The following is a 22,528-nucleotide window of genomic DNA, read 5'->3' on the forward strand; positions in this document are numbered from 1 at the left end:
ATGGCCGTACGACCGGCCGCGCCCTGGGTGCGCACCCGGCTGCGGGCCGCGCCGCTCCAGGCGCTCTCCCTCGCCGTGCTCGTCCTCGTCACCGCCTTCCTCGCCGGGGCGCTGCCGCGCGCCGTGGAGGACGCCGAGGCGGCGGGGCTGCGGCACGCGCTGGCCGAGGCCGGACCGGCCGACGGGGCGATCGAGGTACTGGCCGACACCCCGGCGCCGCACCACCCCGTCCCCGTACGGGAGAAGGCGGCGCGGCCGGCGGCGCTGCGCGAGGTCGGCGCGCAGATCGACGCGCTCCTCCCGGCGCCGCTGGCCCCCGCCGAGGAGCGCGGCTCACGCGGCGTGCAGCTCTCCGAGCCGCTGCCCTCCGAGGACCCGGGCCTGCCCCGTCCGGACGGGCTCCCGCCGCGTTTCCTCGTCGCCGCCCAGGACGGCCTCACCGACCACGCCCGGCTGGTGGCCGGCGCCTGGCCCCGGGGCGAGGGGGTCCGCTCCGCCGACCGGAGCGCCGAGGCCGTCGTCACCCGCGCCACCGCGAAGGCCATGCGGCTGAGGCCCGGCTCGGTCGTCCACCTGCCCGCCGTCCAGGGCCCGGACCGCGCGGTGAAGATCACCGGCCTCGTCGAACCCCTCGCGCCCCGGACCACCTACTGGTCCCACACCGACGTCCTGCGCGCCCCCGGCCTGCTCGCCGCCCCCAGCAACTCCCCCTTCAACACCAGTTACTACTGGCAGGCCGCCCTGCTGCTCGCCCCCGACGCGGGCCCCTTCCTGTACGGCCTGGACCCGCTCCCCCAGGCGTACTGGCGGATCAGCCCCGACGCCACCGGGCTCACCGCGCGGGACGTGCCGGCGCTCCAGACGGGGCTGGCCTCGCTGGAGGGCGGGCCGCTCCTGTCCCGGCTGCGGAGCGAGGTCGCCTCCGGGGCCACGGTCAGCACCGGGCTCGACGGGACGGTGGACGCCTTCGCCGCCCTCAGCGGGGCCGTCTCCTCGGTGACCGCCGTCGCCCTCGTCGGGGCCGGCACCGTCGCCGGGGTGGTGCTGCTGATGGCGCAGGCACTGACCGCGACCCGGCGGCGCCCCGAACTGACCCTGCTGCGGGCCCGTGGTGCCTCCGTCGCCGGGATCGCCGGGCGGCTGCTGGCCGAGACCGCCGTGGTGGTGCTCCCGGCGGCCGCCGCCGGGCAGGCGCTGGCCTGGCTGCTGCTGCCCGAGGCCCGCGCCTGGCCCTCGCTCGCCGCCTCGGCCGCCGTCGCCGCCCTCGCCTGCCTGGCCCTGCCGGTCCGCGCCGCCTTCGCCCACCGCACGCCCCGCGTCCACGAGGCCCGTGGCGACCTGGTGCTGGCCCGCCCCTCCCGGCGCCGCACCGTCGCCGAACTCTGCCTGCTGGTCCTCGCCGCCGGGGCGGTCCTCGCCCTGCGCGGCGGCGGTACCGAAGGCGCAGCGACCGGCGTCGGCCCGCTGGTCGCCGCCGCGCCGGTGCTGGTCGCGGTGATCGCCGCGCTGGTCCTGGTCCGTCTCTACCCGCTGCCGCTGCGCCTGGCGCTGCGCCCGCTCGCCCGGACCCGGGGCGCCCTCGGCTTCCTCGCCGTGGCCCGCACCGGGCGCGGCTCACCGGCGCAGGTGCTGCCGCTGCTCGCGGTGCTGACCGCGCTGACCACGGCGGCCTTCGGCGGGGCGGTGCTCGCCGGGATCGACGACGCCCGCGACCGGGCCGCCCTGCTGGCCACCGGCGCCGACGCCCGCGTGGAGCGGAGCCGGGCGCCGCTCCCGGACGGCTTCGCGGACCGGGTCGCCGCCGTGGACGGCGTCCGGCAGACCACCGCCGTCCACATCGACTACAGCCTCTCCCTGCCCGACGGCACCACCGCCGCGCTGGCCGTGGTCGAGCCCGACGCGTACGCGCGGCTGACCCGGGAGACCGGGCTCGGCGCCTTCGACGCGGAGGTGCTGCGCGAGACGCCGCCGGGCCCGGCCGCCACCAAGGAGTCCGGCCCCGTCCTCTCCGCCGTGGCCTCGCCGAAGACCGCCGAACTGCTCGGCGGGGGACGGCACCGCTGGGGCGGGCCGCTCGGCAACTTCACGCTCCAGGTCACCGAGGTGCGGGCCACCACGCCCGCCCTGCCCGGCCAGGAGTTCCTGGTGATCGACGGGGCCGAGCTGCCGAAGGCGCTGCCGACCCTGGTCCTCGCCTCCGGGTCCGGCCTGGACCCGGCCGCGCTGGAGAAGGTCACGGAGGCGGGCGGCTCGCACACCGAGCTGACCCTGCGGACCGCCGAACGCGCCGCCTTCACCGACTCGCCGCTCCAGTCCGGCGCCGAACGCCTCTACCTCGGCGCGGTCGCGGCAGGCGTCGCCTTCGCCGCCCTCGCCGTGCTGCTGGGGCTGCTCCAGTCGGCCTCGGAGCGGTCGGCGCTGCTGGCGCGGCTGCGCACGATGGGGCTGAGCGCGCGGCAGGGGCGGCGGCTGCTGGTCCTGGAGGCGCTGCCGCAGGCGGTGCTGGCGGCGGCCGGCTGCGTCCTGGTGGGCCGGGCGGCGGTCGCGCTCATGGCGGACGGGGTGAGCCTGGAACTGCTCGCCCTGCCCCTCGGCTTCGACGCGGTCACCGCCCAACTACGGTCCGACGCCTGGTCGTTGCTGCTCCCCGCCGCCGGGAGCGTCCTGCTGACCGTGGCGGTGGCGGCGGCACAGGCCTGGTGGACGGCGCGCCGCACGGCGGCGACCGAGCTGCGCGCCGGGGACGGCCGGTGAGGGCCCGCCCCGGTCCCCCGGACCGTTCCGCGCGGGCGCGTCCCCCATTCCGTACGGCATCCAGGGCGGGAGTCCGACCATGACCCACTCCACCGAATCCGGGCCGCACGCCGGCGGCGTCTCGCTGGCCGAGCTGGAGGCGCGGGCCGCCGCCCGGCGGGACCGTCCGGCGTACGGGCACAACGCGCTGATCACCTGCGACCGGCTGGTGCGGATCTTCTCCGCCGACGGGGTGGAGGTGCAGGCGCTCCAGGGGCTGGACCTGCTGGTGCGCGAGGGCGAGCTGATGGCGCTGGTGGGTGCCTCGGGCAGCGGCAAGTCGACGCTGATGAACATCCTGGCCGGTCTCGACGAGCCGAGCGCCGGGGCGGCCACCGTCGCCGGGTGCGACCTGCTGGCGATGGGCGCCAAGGAGCGGCTGCGCTACCGCCGGGAGGTGGTGGGCTTCGTCTGGCAGCAGACCGGCCGCAACCTGCTGCCGTACCTGACGGCGGCCCAGAACGTGTCGCTGCCCATGCAGTTGCGCGGCGGTGCCCGCAGACGGGCGGGCCGAGCACAGGAGTTGCTGGACCTGCTCGGGGTGGGGCAGTGCCGGGACCGGCGGCCGCACCAGATGTCCGGCGGCCAGCAGCAGCGGGTGGCGCTGGCGGTGGCCCTCGCCAACGAACCGGCGGTCCTCCTCGCCGACGAGCCGACCGGTGAACTCGACTCGCACACCGCCGAGGAGATCTTCGCCGCCTTCCGCACCGCCAACGAGGAGCTGGGCACCACCATCGTCATCGTCACCCACGACCAGGCCGTCGCCTCCGAGGTGCGCCGCACCGTCGCCATCCGCGACGGCCGCACCTCCACCGAGGTCCTGCGCCGTACCGAGGTCGACGCGGCCACCGGCCAGGAGGCGGTGGTGGCCCGGGAGTACGCGATGCTCGACCGCGCCGGACGCCTCCAGCTCCCCGCCGACCACGTCGCCGCCCTCGACCTGCGCGACCGCGTCCTGCTGGAGCTGGAGAGCGACCACCTCGGGGTGTGGCCGGACCCGGAACAGCGCGAGAGCTGACCGGGCCGCCGGCCGCCTGAGGGCCCGCCCGGCGGCCCGGGATCAGCGGACGCTGACCCCGAACGCCCCGAGGCCGGCCCGGCGTACCGCCACCGAGCCGTACGGTGTGCGCAGCCGCAGCCAGGCGCCGGCGGAGCGCAGGGCGAACGGCTCGGCGGGGGCGGCACCGTCGCCGGGGACGGAGACGGCGGGGACGCGGACCGGTGCCGGGCGCAGGAAGCCCATGGCGTGGGCGGCGTGGGCGGCGCGGACCGGCAGGGCGGTGTCGCCGAGCGGCCGGGACCAGATCTCGTGGCCGATCGCGTCGAGCGCCGTACGGGTCCGCTCCTCGGGCGCCAGCGCCTCGGTGCGGGTGCGGAACTCGGCGACGACGGCCGCGACGGCGGCGCGGAGCGCGTCGGGGGCGGGCAGGCCCGGTTCGGGGTGCCAGCCGGTGCGGGGCGGCAGGACCCCGGCCCAGGGCGGGCCGGTGACCGCTTCGGGGACGCCGAAGGGCGCGCCCGGCTCGGGCTCCGCGTGGACCAGCTCCAGCAGCTCACCGGCGGAGACGGTGCGGTCCAGCTCCGCCGGGGCGTCGTCGAGCAGGACGGTGCGGACGGCCAGCACCTCGAAGGAGGCGGGCCGGCCGAAGACCGCCAGCCGCTCCCCGGTGAGCTGGAGGCGGACGGCGGCGGCCTTGTCGTAATGGACCAGGCGGCGCAGGAAGGCGGCCAGATCGGCCGCCTCCCCGCGGTCCGCCGGGCGCAGCGGTGCCGTACTCACGCGGTCCGCGCCCCCGGCACGCCCGCGTCCTCGGGACCGGGCTCCTCCGGGAGGTACTTCTCCAGGAAGTGCCTCTCCTCCTCGGTGATGCGGCGCGGCCGCTGCGTCTCGAAGTCGTAGGGGACGACGACGGTCGAGGCGCGGACGTAGACGGTGCCCGGTCCTTCCTCGGTGTCGGGGTCCTTGACCTCGTAGGCGATGGTCAGCGAGGCGCCGCGGATGCCGGTCACCCAGGACTCGACGAGCACCGGCTCGTGCCGGTGGACGAGCGGGCGCTTGTAGTCGATCTCGTGGCGGGCGACGACGGAGCCGCCGGAGAAGGACTTGCTGCCGTTCCCCGGCGCCAGCCGGAACATGAAGTCGATCCGCGCCTCTTCCAGGTACCGCAGGAAGACGACGTTGTTGACGTGCCCGAAGGCGTCCATGTCCGACCAGCGCAGGGGGCAGCGGTAGAGGTGGCGGGCCACTGCGGTCAGCTCCGGGTCAGCTTCTTGTAGGTGGCGCGGTGCGGCCGGGCGGCGTCGGCGCCGAGCCGCTCCACCTTGTTCTTCTCGTACGACTCGAAGTTGCCCTCGAACCAGAACCACTTGGAGTTGCCCTCGTACGCCAGGATGTGCGTGGCGACGCGGTCCAGGAACCAGCGGTCGTGGGAGACGACCACGGCGCAGCCGGGGAACTCCAGCAGGGCGTTCTCCAGCGAGGAGAGCGTCTCGACGTCCAGGTCGTTGGTGGGCTCGTCGAGGAGGAGGAGGTTGCCGCCCTGCTTGAGGGTGAGCGCGAGGTTGAGGCGGTTGCGCTCACCGCCGGAGAGGACGCCGGCCGGCTTCTGCTGGTCCGGGCCCTTGAAGCCGAAGGCGGAGACGTAGGCGCGCGAGGGCATCTCGACCTGGCCGACGTTGATGTAGTCCAACTCGTCGGAGACGACGGCCCACAGCGTCTTCTTCGGGTCGATGTTGGCGCGCGACTGGTCGACGTAGCTGATCTTGACCGTGTCGCCGACCTTGATGGAGCCGGAGTCGGCCTCCTCCAGGCCCTGGATCATCTTGAAGAGCGTGGTCTTGCCGGCGCCGTTCGGGCCGATGATGCCGACGATGCCGTTGCGCGGCAGGGTGAAGGAGAGGTCGTCGATGAGGACCTTGTCGCCGAACGCCTTGCTGAGGTGCTCGACCTCCACGACCATGTTGCCCAGGCGCGGGCCCGGCGGGATCTGGATCTCCTCGAAGTCCAGCTTCCGCATCTTGTCGGCCTCGGCCGCCATCTCCTCGTACCGGGCGAGGCGGGCCTTGGACTTGGCCTGGCGGCCCTTGGCGTTGGAGCGGACCCACTCCAGCTCTTCCTTGAGGCGCTTGGCGCGCTTGGCGTCCTTCTGCCCCTCGACCTTGAGCCGGGTCTGCTTGGTCTCCAGGTAGGTGGAGTAGTTGCCCTCGTAGCCGATGGCGCGGCCGCGGTCGAGCTCCATGATCCAGCCCGCGACGTTGTCCAGGAAGTACCGGTCGTGGGTGATGGCGACGACGGTGCCCGGGTACTGGGCGAGGTGCTGCTCCAGCCAGTTCACCGACTCGGCGTCGAGGTGGTTGGTGGGCTCGTCGAGGAGGAGCAGGTCGGGCGCCTCCAGCAGGAGCTTGCAGAGCGCGACGCGGCGCTTCTCACCGCCGGAGAGGTTGGTGACGGCCCAGTCGCCGGGCGGGCAGCCCAGGGCGTCCATGGCCTGCTCCAGCTGGGCGTCGAGGTCCCAGGCGTTGGCGTGGTCCAGCTCCTCCTGGAGCTTGCCCATCTCCTCGAGGAGCGCGTCCGAGTAGTCGGTCGCCATCTGCTCGGCGATCTCGTTGAACCGGTCGAGCTTGCCCTTGGTCTCGGCGACGCCGTCCTGGACGTTCTCCAGGACCGTCTTCGACTCGTCGAGCGGCGGCTCCTGGAGCAGGATGCCGACGGTGTAGCCCGGGGAGAGGAAGGCGTCGCCGTTGGACGGCTGCTCCAGCCCGGCCATGATCTTCAGCACCGTCGACTTACCGGCACCGTTGGGCCCGACGACGCCGATCTTCGCCCCCGGGAGGAAGCTCAGCGTGACGTCGTCGAGGATCACCTTGTCGCCGTGCGCTTTACGCGCCTTGCGCATGGTGTAGATGTACTCAGCCAAGAGAAACCGTCCGGCAGTCTGGATCAGGCGTGTGGGTGGTCAGCTCCGCCGTGAGGGCAGATACACCCATCTTGCCGCACCGGCGGCGCACGGCGAAAACGGGTATCACGGCGGACTCGCGGTCCCGCACCGGCCCGGGGCTTCCGGACCGGCCGTCGGGGCAAGCAGAACGCCGGGGTCCGTCGGAGGGACGGACCCCGGCGCCGGGGCGCGGGACCCAGGTCAGGGCAGGGTCCCGCGATGTCCGCCGCGCGCCGGGACGGCGGCGGGCACCAGGTGGCGCGGGTGAGGCGCCCAGATCACATCAGCTCTCGGCGGAGACCTTCTTGCGGCGGAGCAGGAAGACGGTCGCGCCGCCGATCACCACGAGCGCCACGGCGATGCCGCCGATGACGGGGGTGGCGCTGGAACCACCGGTGGCGGCCAGGTCCTCACCGGCGCCGCCGGCCGGGGTGCTGCCCGCGGAGGCCGGGCTGGGCTCGCTGGACGGCTGGGCGCCGCCGCCCGCACCGGTCTCGCCGGCGGTCTTGCAGTCGAGGACACCGGTGACGCGCTTCTCGAACCCGTTCGGGCCGGTGATCGTGAAGTCGTACGCCTGGTCCTCCTTGAGCGGGACCGTGACCGTCTGGGTCCTGCCCGCGCCGATGGTGTGCTTGACGCCCATCAGCTCGAAGGTGAAGTCCTCGTCGCCCTGGTTGGAGGCGGTGAGGTCGATGCCCGAGGCGGAGCAGTTCTTCTCGGCGGAGACCGCCGGGATCGCGCCCTTGCCGGCCCAGTGCGCGGTGGCCGTCGCGGAGACGGTCGACTCGCTGGAGCCGGCCAGGATCTGCGTCTGGCTCTTGGTGTCCGAGGCGAAGGCACGGCCGACCGGGACGGTGGTCGACGCCTGGACGGTCAGCGCGGCGCTGCCGCTGTGCTCGGCGCCCTCCTCGGCGGCGGGCACGTCGAAGAAGAGGCGGCTGCCGTCGGCGGCCTCGGTGACGGGCTTGCCCGCCTCGTCCACCACGGTGACGCCGGCGGAGGCGTCGGCCGGGCCGGTGACGCTGACGCTGCCGGCGTCGGTGTGGACGGTGACCGGGCCCAGCTTCTCGCCGGCCTTGCCGGAGACGGCCGGCGGGTCGAGGGTGAGGGACGCCTTCGGCTCGGCCAGCGCCTGCGCGCTCTGCTCCAGGTAGTCGGCGAGCTTCTCGGCCGCCGGGTCGAGCGCCTCGACGTCGGCGCCGTCCGAGTAACGCCAGATGGCCACCTGCGTACCGGCGGCCGCCGTCTTCTCGGTGAGCGCGCCCGCGCCGGCCTTGCTCGCCAGCGCCGCGAGGTCGTTCACCTGCGGGTAGGAGTTCTGGAGGATCCAGCGGATCTTCCCGGCGTCCTTGTTGGCGTTGAGGGAGGTCGCGTCCCAGGCGGTCTCCCGGTACTTCGCCTCCTTCTGCGTGGGGTTGTGGATGTCGATGCAGTAGGTCTGGAGCGAGCCGCCGCCGTCGACCACCATCTCGAAGAGCCCCGCGGACACCTTCTGGTCGCGGCCCTCCCCGCGGATGACGGCCTGGTCGTACGTCTTCAGTCCGCTCAGCGTGGCGGAGGCGCCACCGGGGTGCCCGGCCGCCGCCTCGTCGGCCACCGCGGTCCCGGCTCCGGTCAGGACACCCGCCGCGACCAGGCCCGAGGCCACGGTCGCCGCCGCCAGGCGCGAAACAGCCCGACTTCTAACAGAAAACATGCAATTCCCCTCCGGGCAGGACGCGTTCACGAGGGGGGAAGTCGTCCCGCCAGCAGAATCAAGTGCCCCGTGAGCTATGCCGGGCATCCTATGGAGGCGAAACCAGGGGCTTGCCCACGAGAGCCTCCGCCCAATCGATCCGCGTCGGAATCGTTATTGGCGGGGCGTCAGAAGTCGGGGGGAAGAGGCGTAAGCACGGCATACGGGGGCTCTTGGGGAGGGGCTGGGGGCTTGTTGGGTGTATGGGGCATGGGTCGAGGGCGAACACCCTGGGGCGCCGGCCCTCAGCGGCCGTCCGCCGCGCGCTGCCGCAGCCGCAGCCGCAGCCGCAGCCGCAGCCGCAGCCGCAGCCGCAGCCGGCAGGTGTACCAGGGCGGAGAGGGCGGCGCCGGCACTCCAGCGCGCCACCGGGGGCGACCCGGGCGCAGACGGCCGGGCTGACCACCAGCAAGCCGGACGGAGCCGCACCGGGTCATGAACTCAGCCTGTGGGTGGTGCTCTTCCACGAACAGCTCGCGCCCTGACCGCCACCACAGCCGGGCGTCATCTGCCGGGCAGGGTTAATCGGTTGCGTGCCTTCGGGACGGTGTGTGTGATCCCGACCATGACCATTGCGCTGGGCACGCCGACAGTCGACGGGGTACGCGAGGCCATGGCCGCGCTGCGGGAGTGGCAGGACGACGGAGCACCGATGCAGTTGCATCCCGGGGACATCGGCTGGCACCACCGGTTCGGGGTGGCCGGGACGGCTCAGGTGATCCGGACCTGGAGTCAGGAGGGCCGGATCGTGGCGGTCGGGATGCTCGACTCGCCGAGGCTGCTCCGGATGACGGTCGCCCCGGACGCCTTCGAGGACGAGGACGTGGCACGACGGCTCGTCGAGGACCTCTCCCTGCCCGAGCGGGGCGTCCTGCCGGAAGGAGCGGTGTCGGTCGAGGCGCCCCTGGGCCTGCTCCTCCACGACCTGCTGAGCGAGGAGGAGTGGGGCGTCGACGCACCGTGGACCCCCCTCTTCCGCGACCTCACCGAGCCGGTTCAGGACTCCGGCGTACGGATCGAACCGATCGGCCGGGACCAGGCCCAGGACTTCGCCGACGTCCTGCGGTCGGCGTTCGACACCTCCCGGCCCACGAGCGAGTACCGGCACGCGATGGCGGCGGCCCCCTTCTCCGCCGACGCCCGCTGCCTGGGCGCCTACGACGACCAGGACGACGTGGCGGCGGTGGTGACGGTGTGGTCCGCCGGCCCGGGCAGACCGGGGCTGGTCGAACCGATGGGCGTCCACGCCAACCACCGGGGCCGGGGCTACGGCCGGGCGATCACGCTGGCCGGGGCGGCCGCACTGCGGGAAATGGGCTCGTCCAGCGCCCGCGTGTGCACACCGAGCGCCAACGCGGGCGCCGTGGCCACCTACAGGGCGGCGGGGTTCGGGGTTCGCAAGGAGGTACGGGACCGGGTTCGAGTGGGGTGAGGGTTGGGGGCTTGGTGCGGCAGGGGGCGTAGAGCGTCCGGCGGGTGCGGTGCTCGGGCTTCGCGTCCGCCGTCTCGGGTCGCGCTGGTACGGTCCGGCGCGGTCGGCAAGCAGTCCGGCCGCGCGTGGCCCAGGGGTGGGGCAGGGGCGGGGCGTGGGCGGCCAGCGGCGCGAGGAGCCTGACGCCGGGGTGGAGAAGCGGGCCGAGACCACCCCGCGAACCCTCGCAGGCTCAGCCGTTGACGGCGTGTTCGGCGAACTCCCCGCACGAACGAAACCCCAACCGCCGGTACACCGGCTCACCGTCCGCCGACGCCTGCAGAACCGCTACGCGGTGGTCCCGCTCTCGAGCCGCGTGCAGCGCCGCCAGCGTGATGGCTCCGCCGTACCCGCGCCGGCGGTGGGCGGCCAGGGTGGAGATGTTGTAGATCCCGGCGACCCCCGCGTGGTGGAACACCTCGGCGGAGCAGACCGGGCGGTTCTCCACGTAGCCCACCAGGTACCGGGCCGGGCAGGTCGCGGCCAGTGCCTGGGGCGCGGCCCGGGCGAAGAAGGCCCGGACGGTTTCCGCGGGCGGGTCCCAGTTCGCGGCGAGGACCGTGGCGTAGTCGGCGAGTTGATCGGGCGTCGTCACTCTCCTGATGTCCAGCCCCGGGACGGCGGGAGACGGCAGGGGGTCGTCCAGCTCGGCCCACATCGCCGTCTCACGTTCGGACAGGGGCAGACCTGCCACCGTCAGGCGGACGGTGAGGTCTGCCGGTGTCGAGGCAGGCCCCACCCACCAGGAGAAACCGCGGCCGGTGCCGGCCAGCGTCGCGACGGTCTCGGCGATGCGGGCCGTCGCGTCGGCGGAGGTGAAGCGGGCCGCGGCGACGATGTTGAACGTGTCGTCGTCCAGGCCGCTGTCCGCGACCAGCAGATCGCCGGTCTCCGTGACGGTCGCACCGGGCATGCCCCGGTGCAGGTGACAGGCGTGCTCCGCCAGATTCCGCTCCATCCTGTCCGTCAGGTCGGCTTCGCCAGGGAAATGATCATTCACGGTGATCGATCCCAGCACGACCGGCCGAAGACCGCACGCCATTTTCGGCAGGGCCACGCCGACAACCAGCAAGGTCGAGGCGCGACCTAAGCGGCCCCCGGCCCCGGCGACACCGCCTCCACCTCAGGCTCCCCTCCCCCAGTCCCAGTCCCAGTCCCAGTCCCAGTCCCAGTCCCAGTCCCAGCAGAAGCCTCAGCCCTGTCCCCGGCCTCGGCCGGTTCCTCTCCACCTCCCCCGCTCCGGTCCCCACCCGCAACTCCCCAGTCCCCACCGGCCCCCACCCCGCTCACGCTCCAGTCGGGCTCCCCCGCCGCCCGCTGCGCCGCCGCGGCGGAACGGCTGTCCTCGGTCGCCGTCCCGCCCGGCCAGGTGCCCACGGGCTTGCGTACGCGCCGGAAGGCGGCCGTTCCCCGGGTGAGGTCGTGGCCGACCGAGGCGGCGTCGATCTCGGCGGTGGTCCACTGCTGGCCGCCGCGTTCGGTCTCGCGGACGCGCAGGCGGCCCTGGACGATGACGGGCTCGCCGACGGTGACCGACGCCGTGACGTTGGAGGCCAGTTGGCGGGTGGTCCAGATGGTGAAGAAGCTGGTGGGCCCGTCGGTCCAGGTCTGCCGTTCGCGGTCCCAGCGGCGCGGGGTGGCCGCCATCCGGAAGCGGGCCATGGGGCCGTGTGCCGACTCCCGGTAGACCGGGGCGGTCGCCACGTTGCCGACCACGGTGACCATCGTCTCGTTCATCCTCGTCCACTCCCCGCCAGGTGCGGAGGGAGGCCGCGCGGACCGCCCGCGCCGTCACCTGCCCACCGGTGCGCGGGACCGGTGTCCCGCGCACCGCCCACTCTGGCCGGGCCGCGAGGGGCCTGCCGGGGCCTGTGGATCACCGGGGGGTTGTGGACAACTCCGTCACCCGGACGCCCTGCCTGGCGCCCGCGCGTCCCCGTGCGCCGTCCCCGCCGACCGGGTCGAGCACCCGCGCGTACTGCTCGCGCACCTCCCGGTACCGCAGCAGTTCCGCCGCGACCGGGTCGAGGACGCGGGCCCGTCCGCAGCCGGCCGCCGCGTCCCGCAGGGCCCGTTCGGCGTCGGCCCCGTACCGGCGGGCCGGGCCCCGGGCGGCCAGCCTGCTGCCGTACTCGACGCACGGGCCGCCGAGGATGCCCGCGAGCATCAACAGGACCGGTGGGAGGAGGTCGGGGGTGAAGACGCCCAGCACCTGGCCGAGCAGCCAGATGCCGCCGACGACCTGGAGGAGGGTCATCGACACCTGGGCCAGCACGGCCACCGGCCACCAGCCGGGCCGGGGCGGGCGGGCCGGGGCGGGCTCGGGCGCGGTGAGGCCGTCCAGCGCCTCGGGCAGGCCGTCGGCACCACGCCCCGCGGCCTCCCGGACGGCGTCGGCCCACGGGGTGGGGAGTCCCGAGGCGGCCTCGTCGGCGACGACGCGGACGGCCTGTTCGACGCGCTGGCGGGCCGTCGTCGCCTCCTCGCCGGGGGTGTCGCCGGGCGGCCGCTCGGCGGTCTGGGGAGCGCGGCGGGCCTCGTACCAGCGCCACAGGCGCAGCCACGGGGTGCCGCAGGCGCGGCCCGCGTTGCGGCGCCAGGCGCGTTCGGCGGCCTGGCCCGCGGCGGCGGCGCCGACGGCTTCGGCGAGGCGGTCGGCGAACTCCTCGCGGGCCTCCTCGCTGAGTCCGACCCGGCCGGTCGGCACGTAGGCGGGGCGCAGGCGGTCGGCGGCGGCGTCGAGGTCGGCGCCGATGCGGCGGGCGGCGGCGCGGCGCTCGGAGGTGAGCTGGCCGAGGCAGTCGCGGAGTTCGCCCACGCCGTCACCGGTGAGGGCGGAGAGGGCGAGGACGGTGGCACCGGGTTCGCCGTGCTCGCCGAGGGCGATGCCGTCCTCGTCGAGGAGGCGGCGCAGGTCGTCGAGGACCTGGTCGGCGGCGTCCTCGGGGAGCCGGTCGACCTGGTTGAGGACGACGAAGGTGACCTCGGCGTGCCCGGCCATCGGGCGCAGGTACCGCTCGTGGAGGAGGGCGTCGCCGTACTTCTCCGGGTCGACGACCCAGATCACGGCGTCCACGTGGGCGAGGATGCGGTCGACCTGGGCGCGGTGCTCGGCGGCGGCCGAGTCGTGGTCGGGCAGGTCGATGAGGACCAGGCCGTCGAGGGGGCCGGGCCCGTCGGGGCCCTGGACGGGCCGGCGGCGCAGGCGCCCGGGGATCTCCAGGCGGTCCAGGAGTCCGGCGGCGCCGTCGGTCCAGCTGCAGGCGAGGGCGGCGGAGGTGGTGGGACGGCGGACACCGGTGTCGGAGATGGTCACCCCGGCGAGGGTGTTGAAGAGCGTGGACTTGCCGCTTCCGGTGGCTCCGGCGAGGGCGACGACGGTGTGCCTGCGGGAGAGGCGGCGGCGGGCGGCGGCGTCGTCCAGCACCCGTCCGGCCTCCGCGAGGGTGGCGGCGTCGACGCGCGGCCGGGAGAGCCCGGTCAGTTCGCGCAGGGCGTCGAGGCGGGCCGTGAGGTCGTCGTCGGCGCCGTCCGGTCCGGGCGCGGGCCTACCGGTGTGGGGGGCGGGGAGGAGGGGCACCGGCGGCTGTCCGCCTCCGGTGGCGCCCGCGGCGCGCCGGGCGATGAGCCCGTCGTCCCAGGCCCCGGCGCCCGCGTCCGGCCCGGGTGGGGGCGCGGCCCCCTCGCCCTCCCGCGTCCGCTCCGCTTCCTCGGTCTGCTGGGTGTGGCCGGCGGTGCTGGTCACCCGCGTCACCTCTCCTTCTGAAGGACCGACAGGGCGGCGATGAGTTCGGCCTGCGGCTCGGGGTGGACCCCGAGGTTCTCGACGGCGGCCAGGCGCCGGTCGCGTTCGGCGTGCACGGCCCGGTCGAGGTACTCGTCGAGGAGGCGTCCGGCCCGGTCGCGGAGCCGGGTGGCGCCGTGGGCGCCGACGCGTTCGGCCAGCTCCTCCCCGGCCGCGCGGCCCCGGCGCCCGCCGAGCAGCACGGTGCCGAGGAGCCCTGCGACCGTCTCCGGCTCGGGGGCGGTGGCCCGCTCGTGGCCGCGCAGTTCGTCCTCGACGTACTCGTCCATGACGCGTCGCCAGCGCCGGACGGCCATGCCGAGGCGGTGTTCGGCGGCGGCGTGGTCGGGCGGGGCGGCGGCGAGCGGTTCGGCGCGGGCGGCGGGTTCGGCGCGCCACGCCTCGTCGACGGCGGCGTCGGCGGCGGTGACGGCGCACAGCACGAGGGAGACGAGTCCGTCGACGAGGGAGTCGAGGAGTTCGGTGCCGGTGCAGTCGAGCGGGAAGCTGCGCCAGCGGTTGACGGCGTCCCCGGTCAGGACCTCGCCGTCGTCCAGCCGGGCGCGCAGCCGGTCGTACTGGCCCGCGTACGCGTCCTCGACGGCGCCGGCGAGGCGCAGGGCGGCGGCGTACTGGGCGGCGACGGCGGAGGCGAGTTCCGGCATGCGGGCGCGGAGGGAGTCGAGGGCGCCCTCGGCGGTGCGGGAGACGGCGTGCCGGCGGGCGTCGGGGTCCTGGGCGCGGTGGGTGAGCCAGGCGCGGAGCGGGGCGACGGCGGTGGCGGGGAGGAGGCCGCCGCCGCCCGCGGACTCGGGGAGTTCGGGGACGGTGAAGCGGGGGACGTGGCCGAGTCCGGCCTTGGTGAGGAGGGCGGCGTAGTGCCGGGAGACCTCGGCGACGAGCTGGTGGGGGACCCGGTCGAGGACGCTGACGAGGGTGGCGTCGTGTTCCTTGGCGGTGCGCAGGAGGTGCCAGGGGACGGCGTCGGCGTAGCGGGCGGCGGTGGTGACCATCACCCAGATGTCGGCGGCGGTGATGAGTTCGGCGGCGAGCAGGCGGTTGCCGGTGACCAGGGAGTCGATGTCGGGGGCGTCGAGGAGGGCGAGGCCGCGGGGCAGGGTCGGGGCGGTCTCGACGCGCAGGACGGGGGTGTCGGTGCGGCCGGTGTCGTCGTCCTCGTCGAGGTCGGGGCCGGGGCGGCCGCCGTGGTGCCGGGTGGGGTGCGGGATGCGGGCGAGGCCGGGCAGGACGCGGCCGGTGCCGAACCAGTGGTGGTCGTCGGGGTGGCAGACCAGGACCGGGGTGCGGGTGGTGGGGCGCAGCACGCCCGCTTCGCTGACCTGCCGTCCGACCAGGGAGTTGACCAGGGTGGACTTGCCCGCGCCGGTGGAGCCGCCGATGACCGCGAGGAGGGGCGCCTCGGGGGCGCGGAGGCGCGGCAGCAGGTAGTCGTCGAGCTGGGCGAGGAGTTCGTCGCGGTTGACGCGGGCTCGGGGGGCGCCGGGCACGGGTAGCGGGAAGCGCGCGGCGGCGACGCGGTCGCGCAGGGCGGAGAGAGCGTCCAGGAGCTGAGGCCGTACGTCCAAGGTCACCACAAGCGAAGAATGCCCAATTTTGAAGCCGTTTTGAAGCGTATGGGGCTTTTCTGCGTGGCTGTCGCCCGAGAGGCGGGACCAGGAGGCCGGTGAGGTAAAAACTCGTGCCAACTCTGTAGACCGACGCACAACTCTCTGCAATTCTCCGATGGCCGAACGCAAGAACCGAGCACCGGCACCGGCGGTGGGGTCCAGCGGCCCCGCCCGGCACAACCCGGCGCGCCCACACGCGCCCCCGCTCTGCACGAAGGAACCACCGGAGCCGCCCTCGGGCGCACCCGCGTCCGAGGCCCCGCAGAGAGGAACACCCCCTGATGAAGCCCGCTCGCCGCAGACCCCCGGCCTTGTCCGGCCGCCTCCCGAGACCAGGCAGGAGGACGGCGACCGCCCTGGTCACCGCCTCCCTGCTGCTCCTCGGCCTGCCCGCCCTGCCCGCCTCGGCGGCCGGCGGCCCGAACGCCGCCGCCGGGGCCGAGACCCGCGCGGGCAGCGCCGCCCCGCGCCACCAGGCCGCGCACGCCACCGACGGCGACCTCGCCACGTACTGGCAGGGCGGCTCCGGCAAGAAGTCCGCCCAGTGGGTGCAGACCGACCTCGGCAAGGCGCAGCGGGTCCGGGAGGTGACGCTGCGGCTGCCCGCCGGGTGGAAGGAGCGCGAGCAGACCATCGCGCTCCAGGGCAGCCGGGACGGGGAGAGTTTCGCGACGCTGAAGAAGGAGGCGACATACTCCTTCGCGCCGGGATCGGGGAACCGTGTCACGGTGCGTTTCCCGGCGACGCTCGCGCGGTACGTACGGGCCGACTTCCGGGGCAACTCGGTGGCGGGCACGGGCCAGCTGGCCGAGCTGCAGGTGGGCACGGCCGCCGCGGCCACTCCCAACCTCGCCCAGGGCAAGCCCTTCACCGCCAGCAGCCACACCGACGTCTACCCGGCGCCGAACGCCGGGGACGGCAACCGCGCCACGTACTGGGAGTCGCACAACAACGACCTGCCGCAGTGGGCCCAGGTGGACCTCGGCTCCTCGGTGCGGGTGGACCGGGTGGTGCTGCGGCTGCCCGGCGGCTGGCCGAGCCGCTCGCAGACCCTGAAGATCCAGGGCTCCACCGACGGCCGCTCCTTCACCGACCTGACCGCCTCCCGCGCGTACGCCTTCGACGCGGGCAACGAGCAGTCGGCGACGATCTCCTTCGACGCGACCTCCACCCGGTACGTCCGGGTGCTGATCACCGCCAACACCGGGCAGCCGGCCGGCCAGCTCGCCGAGCTGGAGGTGTACGGCCCGGCCACCGGCGACACCCAGGCACCGACCGCCCCGACGGGCCTCACCCTCACCGAACCGGCCACCGGCCAGATCCGGCTGGCCTGGCGGGCGGCGAGCGACGACACCGGGGTGACCGGGTACGACGTGTACGCCGACGGGCAGCTGCGCGCCTCGGTCGCCGGGAATGTGCTGACCTGGACCGACACCCAGCCGGGTGACGCCACCGTCCGGTACACCGTGCGGGCCAGGGACGCCGCCGGGAACGTCTCCGGCGACAGCAACGCCGTGACCCGCGAGGGCGGCTCGGGCGACACCCAGGCGCCGACCGCGCCCACCGGCCTCACCCACACCCAGTCCGGCGGCGACATCCGGCTGAGCTGGCGGGCCGCCACGGACAACGTCAAGGTGACGGCGTACGACGTGTACGCCGACGGACAGGTGGTGAAGTCGGTCGGCGGGGATGTGCTGACCTGGACCGACACCGGGCGCCCGGCCTCGCAGACCGTCACCTACACGGTCCGGGCCCGGGACGCGGCCGGCAACACCTCGCCGCACAGCAACGCCGTGACCCGCGCGGGCACCGGCGGCACCGGAGCCGACCTGGCACGTGGCAAGCCGATCACCGCCTCCTCCACCGTCCACACCTTCGTCGCCGCCAACGCCAACGACGGGCAGACCAGCACCTACTGGGAGGGCGCGGGCGGCAGCTACCCGCAGACCCTCACCGTGAAGCTGGGCGCCGGGGCCGACGTGAAGCAGGTCGTCCTCAAGCTCAACCCGGACAGCGCCTGGGGCACCCGCGACCAGACCGTGCAGGTGCTGGGCCGCGCCCAGGACGCGGACGGCTTCACCAGCGCGGTCGCCGCGAAGAGCTACACCTTCGCCCCGTCCTCGCAGAACACCGTCACCATCCCGGTCGAGGGCCGCTTCGCCGACGTGCAGCTGAGGTTCACCGCCAACTCGGGCGCCCCGGCGGGCCAGCTCGCCGAGTTCGAGGTGCACGGCGTGCCCGCGCCCAACCCGGACCTCAAGGTCACCAAGATCACCCACAGCCCCGCCGATCCGGTCGAGTCCGACCGGATCGACCTCACCGCCACCGTCACCAACTCCGGCACCGAGGCGGCCACCGCCACCGACCTCGCCTTCCTCCTCGGCGGCGAGAAGGCGGGCACCGCCGACGTACCGGCGCTGGCGGCGGGCGCCTCCCGCACCGTCACCGGCTCGGTGGGCTCGCGCGACGCCGGGTCGTACGAGGTCGGGGCCGTGGTCGACGAGAGCGGCAAGGTGACCGAGCAGGAGGAGGCCAACAACCGGTACACCAGCCCCGATCCGCTGGTGGTCAAGCCGGTGGCCAGCTCCGACCTGGTGGCCTCGCCGGTCTCCTGGTCGCCCTCCTCCGCCTCGGCCGGGGACACGCTGACCTTCTCGGTCGCCGTGAAGAACCAGGGCACCACCGCCTCGGCCTCCGGTGCCCACCCGGTCACGCTGACCGTGACCGACGCCAAGGGCGCGGTCGTCAAGACCCTCACCGGCGCGCACAACGGCGCCATCGCCCCCGGCGCCACCACCGCCCCGGTCCGCCTCGGCACCTGGACGGCGGCCAACGGCAAGTACACGGTGAAGACCGTCATCGCCGACGACGCCAACGAGCTGCCGGTCAAGCGCGCCAACAACACCAGCACCGAGCCGCTCTTCGTGGGCCGGGGCGCCGACATGCCGTACACCACCCACGAGGCGGAGGACGGCACCGTCGGCGGCGGCGCCAAGGTCGTCGGCCCCAACCGCACCGTCGGCGACGTGGCCGGCGAGGCGAGCGGGCGGCGCGCCGTCACCCTGACCGGCAACGGCCAGTACGTCGAGTTCACCACCAAGGCCCCCACCAACACCCTGGTCACCCGCTTCTCCATCCCCGACAACGCCGCCGGGACCGGCACGAACGCCACCCTCAACGTCTACGTCGACGGCCAGTTCCTCAAGGCCCTCGACCTCACCTCCAAGTACGCCTGGCTGTACGGCAACGAGGCCGCCCCCGGCAACAGCCCCGGCTCCGGCGCGCCCCGCCACATCTACGACGAGGCGAGCACCCTGCTCGGCCGCACCGTGCCCGCCGGGTCGGTGATCCGCCTCCAGAAGGACGCCGCCAACACCGCCTCCTCGTACGCCATCGACTTCGTCGACACCGAGCAGGCGACCGCGCTGCCCAACCCGGACCCGGCCGCGTACACGGTCCCGGCCGGCTTCTCCCACCAGGACGTGCAGGACGCCCTGGACCGGGTCCGTATGGACACCACCGGCAAGCTGACCGGCGTCTACCTGCCGCCGGGCGACTACCAGACCTCCAGCAAGTTCCAGGTCTACGGCAAGAAGGTGGACGTCGTCGGCGCGGGCGGCTGGTTCACCCGCTTCCACGCGCCCGCCTCGCAGGACAACACCGACGTCGGCTTCCGCGCGGAGGCGAGCGCCAAGGGCTCCTCGTTCGCGGACTTCGCCTACTTCGGCAACTACACCTCACGCATCGACGGCCCTGGCAAGGTCTTCGATTTCGCCAACGTCTCCGACATCACGATCGACGGCATCTGGGTCGAGCACATGGTCTGCCTCTACTGGGGCGCCAACACCGACCGGATCACCATCAAGAACTCCCGCATCCGCAACCTCTTCGCCGACGGCGTCAACATGACCAACGGCTCCACCCACAACCACGTCGTCAACAACGACGCCCGCGCCACCGGCGACGACAGCTTCGCCCTGTTCTCCGCGATCGACGCGGGCGGCGCCGACGAGACCGACAACGTCTACGAGAACCTCACCTCGACCCTGACCTGGCGCGCCGCCGGACTCGCGGTCTACGGCGGTTACCGCAACACCTTCCGCAACATCCACATCGCCGACACCCTGGTCTACTCCGGGATCACCGTCAGCTCCCTCGACTTCGGCTACCCGATGAACGGCTTCGGGACCGAACCGACCACCATCGAGAACGTCTCCCTGGTCCGCACCGGCGGCCACTTCTGGGGCTCGCAGACCTTCCCCGGCATCTGGCTCTTCTCCGCCTCGAAGGTCTTCCAGGGCATCCGGATCAACAACGTCGACATCGTCGACCCGACGTACAGCGGCATCATGTTCCAGACCAACTACGTCGGCGGACAGCCCCAGTTCCCCATCAAGGACACCGTCCTCACCGACATCTCGATCACCGGCGCCAAGAAGTCCGGTGACGCCTTCGACGCCAAGTCCGGCTTCGGCCTCTGGGCCAACGAGCTGCCGGAGGCGGGGCAGGGCCCGGCCGTCGGCGAGGTCACGATCAACGGCCTCACCCTGAACGGCAACCACCAGAACGTGAAGAACGACACCAGCACGTTCAAGATCGACATCAACCCGTAGCCGGCCGCCGCCGGAGACAGCGCCGGGCCCGCGCCTCCTCGGGGAGCGCGGGCCCGGCCGCGTGCTCAGGAGTTCTCGAACGTCCAGATGAACGGGTCGGCGTCCCGGTCGGCCGCCCACTGGACGGTCAGCTCCTTCGCCCCCTCCGGCACCATGTAGGTGTCGCAGAAGACGTGGCTCTCCCCGGCCTTCCAGTCCTTGACGTCGGTGCTCTTCTCGCAGCCGGGCGCGTCGTCGGAGGCACCGATCAGGATCGTGCCGCGCTGCCCGTCCGCGTACACCTCGATCTCACGGCCGGCGTCCGGGTAGTCGGCGACCGGGCCGCCGTCCTTCACGGTGAACTCGACGTGTGCCACCGCCGGCACGAGGCCCGCCGCCTTCTTCGGGTCGGAGACCAGCTTCTTGGTGTCCTCGGCCGTCCCGACGTCGACCTTCTGCGCGGCGATCTCGTACGTGACCTTGGTGCCGTCCTCGTCGAACTCGCTGGTGGCCTTCTCCCCCGCCGCCAGCTCGCCGCCGCCCTTCTCCTCCTCGGGCTGCTCCTCGCCCTGCCCCTTGTCCTGCTCCTGGGAGGCGGACCCGCCCTTGTCGGTGGTGGCGCCGTCCCCCTCGTCGGACCCGCCGCACCCGGTGAGGGCCAGCGTCAGCACAGCGGCGGAGGCGGCGGCGCGCAGCCACAGCTTCTTCTTCGACACGTACAACTCCCTGATAAGCACACCCCGACCCCCCACACACACCGAGTGACGAGGAGTGAACGTACAGCCAGCACACCCTAGGCAGGCGGGCGCGCCGATATGTCCGGACCGAGCGGAACGGGCACCACTCCTCGACCGAATCCCCCCGCGCGGAAGGGTTGGACCCGGAACAGGCGTAACCCGTCCGCCCCGCCTCCCGGGTGACTCCGCTGCTCCGTTGCGCCGAGACACCGGCGCACTCCGCGTGGCGAGCTGTCGGATCATCACATAAATGGAGGTAATGCCTTCTACCCCCACGGAGCAGGCCATGCCCTCGCCCCACCGCCGGACCCTCCCGCGCCGCACCGCCGCCCTCGCCACGGCACTCACCCTCGGCGCCCTGACCGCGGGCTGCGCCGAGCCCGGACCGCCCGCGCCCCGGCCGGGCGCCGCCGCTCCCCCGGCGCCCGCGCCCGGACGGTTCACCCTGGTCGCGACCGGCGACATCCTCGCCCACGACGCGGTGATCCGGCAGGCCGCCGCCGACGCCTCCGGCGTACCCGACCGGGACGCGGGGCCGGACCCCTTCGCGCCGGAGAACGACGGACGGTACGACTTCGCCCCGATGCTCGCGGGCGCCCGCGCCGTCACCACCGGCGCCGACCTGGCCGTCTGTCACCTGGAGACCATCGTCGGCGAGGACAACGGGCCGTTCACCGGCTACCCCCTGTTCAAGACGCCCCCGCACATCGCCCGCGCCATCCGCAGCACCGGCTACGACACCTGCTCCACCGCCTCCAACCACGCGATGGACGACGGCGAGGAGGGCGTCCGCAGAACCCTCGACGCCCTCGACCGCGCCGACGTCGCCCACACCGGCACCGCCCGCGCCCCCGAGGACCGCGCCCGCCCCCTGCTGCTGCGCGCCGGGGACGCCCGCGTCGCCCACCTCTCCTACGTCCACTGGACCAACAAGGAGGTCCCGCCCGGCAAGCCCTACCTCGTCGACCAGCTCGACCCGGACCAGGTCGTCGCCGACGCCCGGGCCGCCCGCGCCGCCGGGGCCGACGTGGTGATCGCCAGCGTCCACTGGGGCACCGAGTGGCAGGAGGCCCCCGACCGGCAGCAACGCGAGGTCGCCCGGCAGCTCACCGCCTCCCGCAGCCAGGGCCGCCGCGACCTCGACCTCATCCTCGGCACCCACGCCCACGTCCCCCAGGCGTACGAGAAGGTCAACGGCACCTGGGTCGTCTACGGCATGGGCGACCAGGTCGCGGGCGAGATGACCGACCCGCGCGGCCAGCTCGGCTCCGCCGCCCGCTTCACCTTCACCGAGCCCCGCGAGCCCGGCGCCGCCTGGCAGGTGACCTCGGCGGAGTACATCCCCCACCGCATGGCCAACGACCCGCTCCGCCTGGTCAACCTCCCCCGCGCCACCGAGCGGCCCGCCCCCGACCCCGAGGACACCGCCGCCCTGGCCGCCGTCCGCAAGGCCGTACTCAGCCGGGGAGCGGACCAGGACGGCCTGCGGATGGGACGCTGACACCCCCGGCCACCGCTCCCGATCGCCCCCGTATGGCAGGAAAGGTCAGATCTCCAGGTGTCGCAGGTATAACGAGTGCACAACACCCACCGCACAAGGCGCCAAAAGAACTGCGCGATCGGCACTCACCTGCGATTATCGCTGTGCTTCACCGAACCTCCACATCATGCCACGCGCGTGAAGCAACCGGGCCAGCCCGACCGGAGCCCTATCCTTGTCCCCGGCCGCAGCCCCCGGACCACCCGGTACCCCGGGCACACCGCACCGGCCCCCGTAGCTCAGTGGATAGAGCAGGCGCCTTCTAAGCGCTTGGCCGCAGGTTCGAGTCCTGCCGGGGGCGCACACTTCG

The 22,528-nt window shown here is 74.0% G+C and carries 14 protein-coding genes and 1 tRNA gene; 6 read left to right on the forward strand and 9 right to left on the reverse strand.

All coding sequences use genetic code 11. The features are described 5' to 3' along the window. Both IF45_RS0120970 and IF45_RS0120975 read left to right on the forward strand, forming a co-directional pair. On the forward strand, window positions 1-2,754 hold the full coding sequence (locus IF45_RS0120970; RefSeq protein WP_030308912.1) for an FtsX-like permease family protein: 2,754 nt from the start codon (window positions 1-3) through the stop codon (window positions 2,752-2,754). 79 nt (window positions 2,755-2,833) lie between these two features. Further along, a complete protein-coding gene (locus IF45_RS0120975) occupies window positions 2,834-3,811 on the forward strand; it encodes an ABC transporter ATP-binding protein (protein WP_010637993.1) in 978 nt (325 codons plus the stop codon). A gap of 42 nt (window positions 3,812-3,853) precedes the next feature. Here IF45_RS0120975 and IF45_RS0120980 read toward each other — a convergent pair whose 3' ends face one another. The 4 genes from IF45_RS0120980 to IF45_RS0120995 form a co-directional block, all read right to left on the reverse strand. Then, on the reverse strand, window positions 3,854-4,573 hold the full coding sequence (locus IF45_RS0120980) for a DUF8185 domain-containing protein (protein ID WP_030308914.1): 720 nt from the start codon (window positions 4,571-4,573) through the stop codon (window positions 3,854-3,856). Next, window positions 4,570-5,040, reverse strand: a complete 471-nt coding sequence (locus IF45_RS0120985) for an acyl-CoA thioesterase (RefSeq protein WP_003948109.1) — start codon at window positions 5,038-5,040, stop codon at window positions 4,570-4,572. The genes IF45_RS0120980 and IF45_RS0120985 overlap by 4 nt, the downstream gene beginning before the upstream one ends. A gap of 5 nt (window positions 5,041-5,045) precedes the next feature. Further along, the gene (ettA, locus tag IF45_RS0120990; RefSeq protein WP_030308916.1) at window positions 5,046-6,710 is read right to left on the reverse strand and encodes an energy-dependent translational throttle protein EttA; all 1,665 of its coding nucleotides are present in this window, start codon (window positions 6,708-6,710) and stop codon (window positions 5,046-5,048) included. 304 nt (window positions 6,711-7,014) lie between these two features. Next, window positions 7,015-8,427, reverse strand: a complete 1,413-nt coding sequence (locus IF45_RS0120995) for a Cys-Gln thioester bond-forming surface protein (RefSeq protein ID WP_003948111.1) — start codon at window positions 8,425-8,427, stop codon at window positions 7,015-7,017. A gap of 604 nt (window positions 8,428-9,031) precedes the next feature. Here IF45_RS0120995 and IF45_RS0121005 point away from each other — a divergent pair. Then, window positions 9,032-9,898, forward strand: a complete 867-nt coding sequence (locus tag IF45_RS0121005) for a GNAT family N-acetyltransferase (protein WP_030308919.1) — start codon at window positions 9,032-9,034, stop codon at window positions 9,896-9,898. Window positions 9,899-10,130: 232 nt separating this feature from the next. Here IF45_RS0121005 and IF45_RS0121010 read toward each other — a convergent pair whose 3' ends face one another. From IF45_RS0121010 to IF45_RS0121025, 4 genes are all read right to left on the reverse strand, one after another. Beyond that, window positions 10,131-10,895 carry a GNAT family N-acetyltransferase gene (locus tag IF45_RS0121010; RefSeq protein WP_008407016.1) on the reverse strand — a complete coding sequence of 255 codons (765 nt, stop codon included), beginning with the start codon at window positions 10,893-10,895 and terminating at the stop codon, window positions 10,131-10,133. Window positions 10,896-11,023: 128 nt separating this feature from the next. Next, entirely contained in the window at window positions 11,024-11,674 is a 651-nt protein-coding gene (locus tag IF45_RS0121015; RefSeq protein WP_030308921.1) for a single-stranded DNA-binding protein, read from the reverse strand. A 139-nt stretch (window positions 11,675-11,813) separates the two neighbouring features. Further along, window positions 11,814-13,682, reverse strand: a complete 1,869-nt coding sequence (locus IF45_RS0121020; RefSeq protein WP_010637999.1) for a GTPase — start codon at window positions 13,680-13,682, stop codon at window positions 11,814-11,816. A gap of 5 nt (window positions 13,683-13,687) precedes the next feature. Then, window positions 13,688-15,316, reverse strand: coding sequence for a dynamin family protein (locus IF45_RS0121025; RefSeq protein WP_030308923.1), 1,629 nt, complete (start codon window positions 15,314-15,316; stop codon window positions 13,688-13,690). A 314-nt stretch (window positions 15,317-15,630) separates the two neighbouring features. Here IF45_RS0121025 and IF45_RS0121030 point away from each other — a divergent pair, with 314 nt between their 5' ends. Then, complete coding sequence (locus IF45_RS0121030; protein WP_037638317.1) at window positions 15,631-19,962, forward strand: discoidin domain-containing protein; 4,332 nt, start codon at window positions 15,631-15,633, stop codon at window positions 19,960-19,962. Window positions 19,963-20,027: 65 nt separating this feature from the next. On the opposite strand, the gene IF45_RS0121035 is transcribed toward IF45_RS0121030, so the two are convergent. Continuing rightward, window positions 20,028-20,657 carry a hypothetical protein gene (locus IF45_RS0121035; RefSeq protein WP_008407005.1) on the reverse strand — a complete coding sequence of 210 codons (630 nt, stop codon included), beginning with the start codon at window positions 20,655-20,657 and terminating at the stop codon, window positions 20,028-20,030. A 307-nt stretch (window positions 20,658-20,964) separates the two neighbouring features. On the opposite strand from IF45_RS0121035, the gene IF45_RS0121040 reads away from it, so the two are divergent. Both IF45_RS0121040 and IF45_RS0121045 read left to right on the forward strand, forming a co-directional pair. Then, window positions 20,965-22,179: a CapA family protein gene (locus IF45_RS0121040; RefSeq protein ID WP_030308926.1), complete on the forward strand. Its 1,215-nt coding sequence runs from the start codon at window positions 20,965-20,967 to the stop codon at window positions 22,177-22,179. A gap of 267 nt (window positions 22,180-22,446) precedes the next feature. Further along, window positions 22,447-22,519: transfer RNA gene (locus IF45_RS0121045), tRNA-Arg, on the forward strand. Window positions 22,520-22,528: the final 9 nt, after the last annotated feature.

The organism is Streptomyces albidoflavus, assembly GCF_000719955.1.
GTDB lineage: Bacteria > Actinomycetota > Actinomycetes > Streptomycetales > Streptomycetaceae > Streptomyces > Streptomyces albidoflavus.

What these genes read in the sequence shown, in the direction of transcription:
- IF45_RS0121005 (WP_030308919.1), top strand. Translation starts at nt 9,032, where the DNA reads ATGACCATTGCGCTGGGCACGCCGACAGTCGACGGGGTACGCGAGGCC.
- IF45_RS0121010 (WP_008407016.1), bottom strand. Translation starts at nt 10,895, where the DNA reads ATGGAGCGGAATCTGGCGGAGCACGCCTGTCACCTGCACCGGGGCATG.
- IF45_RS0121030 (WP_037638317.1), top strand. Translation starts at nt 15,631, where the DNA reads ATGAAGCCCGCTCGCCGCAGACCCCCGGCCTTGTCCGGCCGCCTCCCG.
- IF45_RS0120975 (WP_010637993.1), top strand. Translation starts at nt 2,834, where the DNA reads ATGACCCACTCCACCGAATCCGGGCCGCACGCCGGCGGCGTCTCGCTG.
- IF45_RS0121015 (WP_030308921.1), bottom strand. Translation starts at nt 11,674, where the DNA reads ATGAACGAGACGATGGTCACCGTGGTCGGCAACGTGGCGACCGCCCCG.
- IF45_RS0121040 (WP_030308926.1), top strand. Translation starts at nt 20,965, where the DNA reads ATGCCCTCGCCCCACCGCCGGACCCTCCCGCGCCGCACCGCCGCCCTC.
- IF45_RS0120970 (WP_030308912.1), top strand. Translation starts at nt 1, where the DNA reads ATGGCCGTACGACCGGCCGCGCCCTGGGTGCGCACCCGGCTGCGGGCC.
- IF45_RS0120995 (WP_003948111.1), bottom strand. Translation starts at nt 8,427, where the DNA reads ATGTTTTCTGTTAGAAGTCGGGCTGTTTCGCGCCTGGCGGCGGCGACC.